This is a genomic window from Myroides sp. WP-1, from assembly GCF_014145635.1.
Lineage (GTDB): Bacteria > Bacteroidota > Bacteroidia > Flavobacteriales > Flavobacteriaceae > Flavobacterium.
The window spans coordinates 23,892-32,824 of sequence record NZ_JACHTC010000027.1 but is presented as its reverse complement, the minus strand read 5'-3'; the positions used below and the strand labels follow the sequence as shown (position 1 = coordinate 32,824).

The 8,933-nt window shown below is 26.7% G+C and carries 8 protein-coding genes; 7 read left to right on the top strand and 1 reads right to left on the bottom strand.

Annotated features, from left to right (window positions below; all coding sequences use genetic code 11):
- Positions 1–470: 470 nt before the first annotated feature.
- A complete protein-coding gene (locus tag H4K33_RS15615; RefSeq protein ID WP_182650659.1) occupies positions 471–941 on the bottom strand; it encodes a hypothetical protein in 471 nt (156 codons plus the stop codon).
- 692 nt (positions 942–1,633) lie between these two features.
- Between H4K33_RS15615 and H4K33_RS15610 the strand changes: the two genes are divergently transcribed.
- The 7 genes from H4K33_RS15610 (at position 1,634) to H4K33_RS15580 (ending at position 8,500) form a co-directional block, all read left to right on the top strand.
- On the top strand, positions 1,634–3,025 hold the full coding sequence (locus tag H4K33_RS15610) for a P-loop NTPase fold protein (RefSeq protein ID WP_182650657.1): 1,392 nt from the start codon (positions 1,634–1,636) through the stop codon (positions 3,023–3,025).
- A 154-nt stretch (positions 3,026–3,179) separates the two neighbouring features.
- Complete coding sequence (locus tag H4K33_RS15605) at positions 3,180–4,115, top strand: hypothetical protein (protein ID WP_182650655.1); 936 nt, start codon at positions 3,180–3,182, stop codon at positions 4,113–4,115.
- Positions 4,116–4,120: 5 nt separating this feature from the next.
- Positions 4,121–5,227, top strand: a complete 1,107-nt coding sequence (locus H4K33_RS15600; protein ID WP_182650653.1) for a hypothetical protein — start codon at positions 4,121–4,123, stop codon at positions 5,225–5,227.
- Positions 5,228–5,281: 54 nt separating this feature from the next.
- Positions 5,282–5,491: a hypothetical protein gene (locus tag H4K33_RS15595; protein WP_220485345.1), complete on the top strand. Its 210-nt coding sequence runs from the start codon at positions 5,282–5,284 to the stop codon at positions 5,489–5,491.
- Positions 5,492–6,047: 556 nt separating this feature from the next.
- Positions 6,048–6,914, top strand: coding sequence for a hypothetical protein (locus tag H4K33_RS15590; protein ID WP_182650649.1), 867 nt, complete (start codon positions 6,048–6,050; stop codon positions 6,912–6,914).
- Entirely contained in the window at positions 6,911–7,225 is a 315-nt protein-coding gene (locus H4K33_RS15585) for a hypothetical protein (RefSeq protein WP_182650647.1), read from the top strand. Before H4K33_RS15590 ends, H4K33_RS15585 begins: the two co-directional genes overlap by 4 nt.
- A 255-nt stretch (positions 7,226–7,480) precedes the next feature.
- Positions 7,481–8,500, top strand: coding sequence for a retron St85 family RNA-directed DNA polymerase (locus H4K33_RS15580; RefSeq protein ID WP_182650645.1), 1,020 nt, complete (start codon positions 7,481–7,483; stop codon positions 8,498–8,500).
- The last annotated feature ends 433 nt before the right edge of the window (positions 8,501–8,933 follow it).

Below are 8,933 nucleotides of genomic sequence, written 5' to 3'. Positions count from 1 at the left end.
TTGATACTATCATATAGTATTTTAAGGTATTTAATCGACTTAATAAAAACATAACTACCAATAAATCAAAATAATAGTATTTTATCACACTCTATTTATATATGGGTTATATTCCCTCTTTCTCCGCAAAGAAAACCGATAACGAGAGTTATCGGTTTTTTTATTTCCAAAAAGTGATGGAGAGTTTTACTCTCAGCATCACTTTTTGGAAATAAAAAAAGCAGAATTCCGAGTGTAGCGAGGAATTGGTTTTCTTTGTGTCTATTTCCCCCCCCTTAGGGATCTGTAATCCCTTTTTGGTTATCAGTGATGGGTTATGAGTGATGGGTAAAAAAATAATCTTAGAAAAGAAAGCTCGCTTTGAGGGTACTTTTTGGAAAATAAAAAAAGCATAATACCGAGTGTAACGAGGTATTGGTTTTCTTTGTGTTTATTTGCCCTTTTTGGGATCTGTACTCCCTTTTCTCGTATTACTTGTGTTGGATGTTGTTCAGGTTTCTTCTAATCGCTACTATTAATTGCGTATAGTTTCCAAATTTGTCAGGAGATAAAATAAAGGAGTTTTTATCAGCTAAAACAATTTCACTGAGGTGAAATCCATCACTTATTTGCCCTGTTCTTCCTTGTAAGAAACTTTTGTGTTGGTTAATTTGAACAATTTCTCGATATGCTATAATTTTTTTTCTCAGTCCTAAGAAGTACTGAATTTCTATCGTATCATTTCTGACAATTACTTTTGTTATTTTTAAAAAATCATAAGTTCCAGCTAGTACAAATAAAATAATAACAAAGATAAAAAAGAGGGCTGCTCTTTCTTTTGGTGGGTAATAATCTCCATTCAAAAATTTAAGGCATATCCCAATGCTAACAATAGCAGCAAAATAACCGAAAATTAGTTTTAATATGTATAGGTTTCTAAATTTAGAAGTTTGGGTTTCCATATAATTATTAGATGATTTGTTTAGCAATCATTTTGATTGTTAAATAAAGTAAAGCTACTATATTTTTTACTTGAATAGTACTCTGAAATTAAATGTTCAGACGCTTTCTCATCCTTTCAATGATCTAGCTAAATTTTAGAATGTATCTTCCGATCTAAGGGCTTACAGTCAAATACACAGTAAAACACTTGTTTATTCTTTCAGATCATTTCATTTCATTATAACAGCAGAGCGTTACTACTCTTGTGAAAAGAAGGTTCTTTATTAATGTTTTTAAGTTTTGAAATACATATTCAGTTTACCCAAAAAAGATTTAAATCCATCCATCCATATAATTTTAGAGGTGATCCCTGATATAAAAAAACTTTAAAGGTAGTGTAAAAGTTACCGCAAAGGTAACAGCAAAGGTAACAGCAAAGGTAACAGTAAGTTATGTTTTGAGGCACTCGAAATTAGAATCGTGTCATCAAAACTACTTGCTCTTGCAGAGGGCTGGAAAACTACTCCGAAGTCGCTAGTTTTTCACTTAAACAATAGATAGACTCAAAATATTGAGGGGTTTACGGATTTCCGTAATAAAATTAAAAGAAAGTTTTCTATGTTTGAAAATACTAAGGGTTTATTAATATAATATTATTTAAAATCTAAAAAATATTTATCTTAGTAAAAGACACTTTACTACAAAAAAAACTATGAACATCAAAAATAATGAAGTAGAGATAGACAAGGCTCTTCCATTTAAAAACTGTAAATTAAATAGACAGATTTACGCTACTACTTTGACAAGTATAATTGAAAATTATAATCAAGGTTTTGTTCTTGCCATTAATAACAAATGGGGATACGGTAAAACTACATTTGTACAAATGTGGGAGCAACACTTAATAAATCAAGGCTTTCAAACGATATACTTTAATGCTTGGAAAAATGACTTTGAAGACAACCCTCTTCTTGCTTTAATAGGTGAATTGAATTCACATTTTCAACATAACAATAATATTGCACCAGTTATTCAAAAAGCTATTACAGTAGCTAAAAATGCAGTTCCAACTTTGGTAAAGGCCGTTGTTAGCAAATATATTGATACAGAAATAATAGTAGATGCAATTGACGGAATCTCTAAAGGAACAATGGAGTTATTTGAAAAGGATATAAAAGAATATAATGATAGAAAAGAATCAATAGAAGAATTCAAAACCTCTCTTTCAAAATTCGTTGCAGATAATACAGAGGATAAACCCCTTATTTTTATAATAGATGAATTAGATAGATGCAGGCCTAATTATTCTGTATTATTATTAGAACAGATTAAACATCTATTCTCTGTACCTAATGTTGTCTTTATTTTATCCATTGATAAAATTCAACTAGGAAATGCTATTAAAGGTGTTTATGGTAATGATAAAATCGATTCAGAAGAATATCTTAGAAGATTTATTGATATAGAATATTCTTTGCCTAAACCAGATAATTATACTTCTTTTTTATATGACTATTTTGACTTTGAATCTTTTTTCAATGATTCGGATAGGACTCAAAAATTTGGAATACAATACAGCGATGACGAAGAGTTATTCAAAATATCTTGTAGAACCTTATTGTCTAACCTTACATTAAGACAACAAGAAAAAATCATGTCACATATAAGAATAGTACTACGAATATGCCCTAAAGGATACATATTTCATTCATATCTATTAGTTTTTCTTGTTTATTGTAAAATTACACATCAAGAATTTTATTTAAAACTAATAGGAAAAGAGGATATACACACAGTCCATAATAATTTTTATGCTATAATTAATCCCTTAATAAAAATTAAAGAAGGTGATATGGTTAGCTTAGAAGCATTCTTTTTACAAAGTTATTACTCCAGTTTAAGCCCTATAAATTATGCTATTTATAACAGTAAATCTAATAATCAAGATGATTATGACTTACTGATTGAATCAAAAATTAATAATGGGCTCTTTATAAAAATACTAAAGAGTATTGATACAACTAGATTTTATAATGCATTTTATAATTCAATTGATAATTTACTAGATAAAATAGAACTTACTAATGGAGTAATTATCAACTAAAAACATAATATTCTTGATTAACAGCGCTAAGAGAATAATCATACTTACGGAATTCCGTATCATTATAAATTGATTTGTATATTTCATTTCATCAATAAAAGCATTTTTCAAGATTAGTAAATTCAAAAAAAAATCTAATAATCATAAATAAATTATGGGAGAGTGGTCTAAGTCCATAGGTGAAAAAGGAGAAAGAATTATTAAATTCATTTTCGAAGATATCTTAATATATAACTCACTGCAAGAAAATATTTCAATTGATTGTATTAAAGGTGAAAAACATAAGGATTCTTCTGCCAAGAATAATAGAAAGTCACATGGTCTTGATGGCTTCATTAGTAGTAAAAGTCCAGTTGAAGACAATACACTTGATATTGGTGTTATTTCTTCAAAATATACAGCTGATGAATATCCAAAATATCCATCTACTTTGTTTAAATCACATATTAAAGATTTAGCTATTACTTTGGAGTGCTTTAATAATTCTAGCTTAAAAAATAAAACGAATTTTTTGTTCACTGATATTAGTAAAACTGAAGTATTTGGTATACTTGTTTGGTTGTCTAATACAAGTACAATAGATTACGATTTATCCTCAAAAGTATCAAATATACAAATTGACAACGATTTGATTTTTGATAAAATTATTTTACTAGATAATTGTAAAGTAAATTTTTTATATGAAAGTATTTTTAAAACTAATGAATTATTCGGAATTGAAAATATTGATTTTGTTTACCACAATACAGGTTTAAATTTTACTGCAATACAAGAGAATTCATTCGGAAAAACTTTTCCTTTAAACTATCTGTATTCTGATATAATTGCACTGCGTGTAATTAATAAAAGTTCTATAGAATTAAGAATTTTTATTAATGATGATTTTTCAGAAGATCAATTCTCACAAATTTTAAATTTCGCAAAGTCATTTGACCATTTAAATACCATAAATAAAATTATATTATTTTATAAATCATATGATTATTTATTAAATGAAAATCAAGTAAAAGAATTACTAGTTAATTTCCCTATTTATAGTTTAAATGAAAATTTAGTAATTAAAAAATTCCCTTCTGATTTTAGAAATTAAACGTTATGAAGAAAGATTTACTACCGCAAGGTGATTATATAAGACAATTACTTATAAAATCGAATGTTACTAATTCAAATATCAATTCTTTATTGAGAGATAAAGGGGTGTTCTTAGGGCAAAATCAAAAAAACAATTCTATTCCTTTAATTATGAAAAGTATTGTTAGCCCAAAAGATTTTTTAGAATTGTATGAAACACAAAAGACTAAAGAAGAAGCTGTAAAATATAGAACATCTTCCATTAAGTGTAGTACAAACTTTGATTTTACTGATATTTTTGATAATTCAATAAATTTAAATCAATTAATTAAAGAAAAACATACCTATAGACCTAACTATACTATTATAGGAAATCCTTGTTTTTATTTTGAAGATGAGGCAACAGCAATTTTCGAATATCAAATTGAACGAGAGAACTTACTAAATGATTGGACAAATAACAAAACATATCATAATGGAGCAATTACATTGCGAAAAATCTCAGATAGTGATATACAAATATCAGTACAGCAAGATTTTACTTCAAAAGAAACCTTTGAAGTGAACAATATAATGCTCTCAGTATTGAAGGAGAGATTATTTAATAAATCAATTATTAAATCACAAGAGGATATAATTACAGTGAAATTTAAAGATTTTGATAATTCTTCAAGAATTAGATTTTTTTATTCTTTTACACAAGACTTTAATATTTTTTTAAAATTTAAATCTATAACTGATATTGATTTGTACCTAGATGAAAATGAGGAAAGTCATGATGATGTAAAGATGTTTTTAGACGAAATTGATAATTTAAAACTTAATGGCAAAGGTTTGCAAAATCATGTTTTAATAAACAATGAAAAATATTATTCTAAATTAATTTTTGGTTCAGTAAAGTATAGATATAAGCTTAATTTTAATGGTGTAGAAGGTCAGGTAATAATTAATTTTGGATTCCCAGATTATGTGAAATCAAAAGAAATTAGTTCCGACTTTCAAATATCTATTGATTTATTACTTGGAAAGCAGGATAGAAATCATAAAAATGAAAATATAATAAGAAAAAAACTCCTTGAATTATTTGAAATGAAGAAAATAGAAAGTTATACAAAATATAAAACATTATAATCTATGAATTTAACATCAAAACTGTTATCTAAAGAATTTCAAACTAAAATAAATATGCTTAAAGAGGACATTAAAAAGCAATTTAAAGAAAGAAATTATACTTTACCCGATGAATTAGATATAGATAGTCTAATTGGTTGGAATAATTTTGACGGATCTATTAAAATTTATCCCAGTGTAAAATGTCCTGTTGGACTAGAAGGATTTATCTTAAGTTTAATACTAGAGCATTTTCCTAATAATACACAAAGGGTTTCAGAATAAGGAAGCAAAAGTAACAGTAAGTTATATTTTGAGGCACTCGAAATTGAGTTCAAGTTTTCAAAACGACTTACTCTTACAGAGGGCGAGAAAACTACTCCGAAGTCGCTATTTTTTTTGTATTAGATAGAAGCTAGACTCAAAATATTGAAGGGTTTACGGATTTCCGTAATAGAATTAACAAAAAATTTTATATGTTTGACAAATAAACAATATTGTTTTGCAATTTGCTATTCATAATAAGTTGGTTTAGTAAGTATTTGATTTGCAAAAACTAATTATATTAGTAGTGAATTTAACAAAATATGCATATAGGTATTTTCTTACGAAACTGTACTGTGTTTTGTTTCATGAAAAAACATTTTTTTGTATGTCCGTTTGATGTAATAAACTAAAGTAAACTACTATTTATATAACTAAATAGAATATGACTGCTTTTTATAAAGGTTGTATATTAGTTATTTATAATTTTTGAAGAGCTACTGTTTTTTTACTAAATCGTTAGTATGACACTAAGCGGAGATACATAACAATTTTATCTGTAATGCTTTAACAATATATGCGAAGAATAAAAAAGAACATTAATAAAGAGGATTTTGATGAAATTTTTGGTTTATATTCAAAACAACCTTGGTTATGTGATAAAGAAGATAGTTTAATCGAATTAATACTATTGTGTCAAACAAAAGAGCATAAATCTTTGATTGTAGATCTATTAAAGGAATTTAATTATTTGGATCAAAAAGTTTTTGGAAATTATTTGAACTTGCTTGCAGACTACATTATTGAAGATTCGGGATTTAACGAAGATACATGTCAAATAGCTTCGATAACATATGATGATGAAGCAGATAGTAGTCAAAAGATTTTGGATAATATTAAAATGCCCTTATTTCAACAAGGTTGGTCAAATATAAAAACAGTAAATAGATTTGGTGCAATTCCAAAAAATTTTAAGGACGGTAAACATCAAGTAATGCTTGTTGATGAATTTGTTGGAAGTGGTCAAACAATCTTAGGAAGAATAAAGCAGTTAAAAAATGATATTAAAGATCCTTCTTTAGTTATAAAATTGTGTTTTATTGCTGGAATGGATTTAGGCATAAAAAGAATTGAAAATGAAGGATATGAAGTTTTTTGCCCTCTTCGATTACCTAAAGGTATATCAGAAAGGTTTAAGGGATCTAAACTTGTAAACGCATTAGAAATAATGACGCAACTTGAACAAAAACTTTGCACTAAAATCAATCATTATGAACTAAAGGATTATTCATTTGGATACAATGAAGCAGAAGCTTTATATTCATTGGAAAGTTGTTTAGGTAATACACCGAATTCAGTTTTTCCTATATTTTGGTGGCCAAGAGATATAACAGATAAATCTAGAACTACAATGCTAACAAGATTTGAAAAAGGTTTAAAATGAAATTAAATAGAGTTGATAATATTATTCTACAAGATTTATTCAAATCAGGGAAAGGTCTTTTTATTTTTACTTTATATAGTAGATATAAAATTTCACCCAAAATATTGTTTGAATCAATTGATAAACTTAAAGAAAACGAATTAATAAATGTAATTGATGAGGAGAGAATCGAAATAACAAAAAGTGGAATAACAAAAATTGTAAAATCTAGCTCGATTAAACACAATAAAGAAATTAAAATAAATAAAGAATTTTTAGGTCCCAAAATAAAAATAAATAGTTTTTATATACCAAGAGATTTTAATTTTTGATACATTGCAATGAAATTTGGAGGCACACAAGAAACTAGTACAATCGAAGTGAAGTCGCTTCGTAGGATAAGGTATATTTTATCCTCTACCTTTAAATTAAAAATCAGAGATTTTGAATTTAAAGGTTCTCGCTCAGCAAAGCTGAGACTCGCAGTGATTAATCCATATTATTTTGGAGAATACTCCAAAATAATCCGTCTTAATCACATAGCTAAAGTTAAGAAAGTAGTAACTAATTAGTGTCTCCAATTTATTATGAGTAATAAAATCATTCAAGGATGGAAATCATTCTTTATTAAAGCCAAAATATCTGTTGAAGCTAGAGAAATATATCTAAAATATATTTCAACTTTATTAAGTAATAAAGTTCCTATCATTTTTGACTTTTATCATTTAACATTACTACTAGGAAGAAATTCAGAATACTTGGCTTCTGTAATAAATTCTAACACTTCACATTACAGAGAATTCCAAATACCTAAAAAATTAGGTGGATTTAGAACTATACTTGCACCCTATCCTGCCTTAATGGATATGCAAAATTGGATATATAAAAATATTCTAAATGATGTTAAGATACATCCATGCGCTCAAGGATTTACTAACAAAAAATCAATTGTTACAAATGCTAAAATTCATATAAATCAAAAGGAGTTTTTGAAAATTGATTTAGAGAATTTTTTCCCAACTATTACTATTAACCAAGTAATTAATGTGTTTAAAAATTTAGGTTATACACATAAAGTTTCCTTTTATTTAGCATCTATCTGTTGTTATAATAAAAATCTACCACAAGGCGCTCCAACTAGCCCAATTTTAAGTAACATCATTGCTCTTACACTTGATAAAAGATTATTTGCGTTAGCTCAAAAGTTTAATTTAAAATATACTAGATATGCGGATGATCTAGCTTTTTCAGGTGATGAAATAAATCTGAAACATATCGATTATATAAAAAATATAATTAATGAGTGTGGGTTCACTTTAAATGAAGCCAAAACAGTATTGCAGAAAAATAAGAATAAAAGAATACTAACAGGAATATCTATTGCGGGGGAGACTGTTAAAGTTCCTAAAAATTATAAAAGAAAATTGAAACAAGAAGTTCATTTTATTAGAAAATTTGGTATTTTAAATTATATAAGAAGAAATAAAATTAAAAACCCTAATTATTTATATTCGATTTTAGGGAAATTAAATTTTTGGTTATCTGTTGAACCTAAAAATGAGTTTGCCAAAAAAGCATATAATGATTTAAAACAACAAATTCAATAATACTTGAGCGGTCAAAGGGTTAGTGCAATGACAGGTCAAATAAATAATCGTAAGCCTTAGTTTTCAATTTCAACCACTTCGTCAAGCCTTGAAACTTCATAAACATCCTTTTCTACAGTATCATACGAAAGAAATAACCGCTGTTTTAAGTTATTGAATATACAAAAAAAAATGATTGTGAACCTTGGGTTTTGCTTGTTACTATCTTAGCATTAATTGTATCTGTCATAATACTATTCACTTAAAAGAGGTATAAAGAATTTAGGACAAAGAGGAATTTTTCAATATTATCTAAAAAAGCAAATTGGAGTTGTAGGCTTTCTTTAGGGAAACCTACAAAAAAATAGTAAAGTATCTATCACAATTAACTAAATGGAAATTGAAGTAAGAGAGTAGAAAATCTTTTTTTCCTCAAAATCAATTATTAAATGGT

Coding starts and splice junctions, on each gene's coding strand:
- H4K33_RS15595 (WP_220485345.1), top strand. CDS start 5,282: ATGCTTAAAGAGGACATTAAAAAGCAATTTAAAGAAAGAAATTATACT.
- H4K33_RS15615 (WP_182650659.1), bottom strand. CDS start 941: ATGGAAACCCAAACTTCTAAATTTAGAAACCTATACATATTAAAACTA.
- H4K33_RS15610 (WP_182650657.1), top strand. CDS start 1,634: ATGAACATCAAAAATAATGAAGTAGAGATAGACAAGGCTCTTCCATTT.
- H4K33_RS15590 (WP_182650649.1), top strand. CDS start 6,048: ATGCGAAGAATAAAAAAGAACATTAATAAAGAGGATTTTGATGAAATT.
- H4K33_RS15605 (WP_182650655.1), top strand. CDS start 3,180: ATGGGAGAGTGGTCTAAGTCCATAGGTGAAAAAGGAGAAAGAATTATT.
- H4K33_RS15585 (WP_182650647.1), top strand. CDS start 6,911: ATGAAATTAAATAGAGTTGATAATATTATTCTACAAGATTTATTCAAA.
- H4K33_RS15580 (WP_182650645.1), top strand. CDS start 7,481: ATGAGTAATAAAATCATTCAAGGATGGAAATCATTCTTTATTAAAGCC.
- H4K33_RS15600 (WP_182650653.1), top strand. CDS start 4,121: ATGAAGAAAGATTTACTACCGCAAGGTGATTATATAAGACAATTACTT.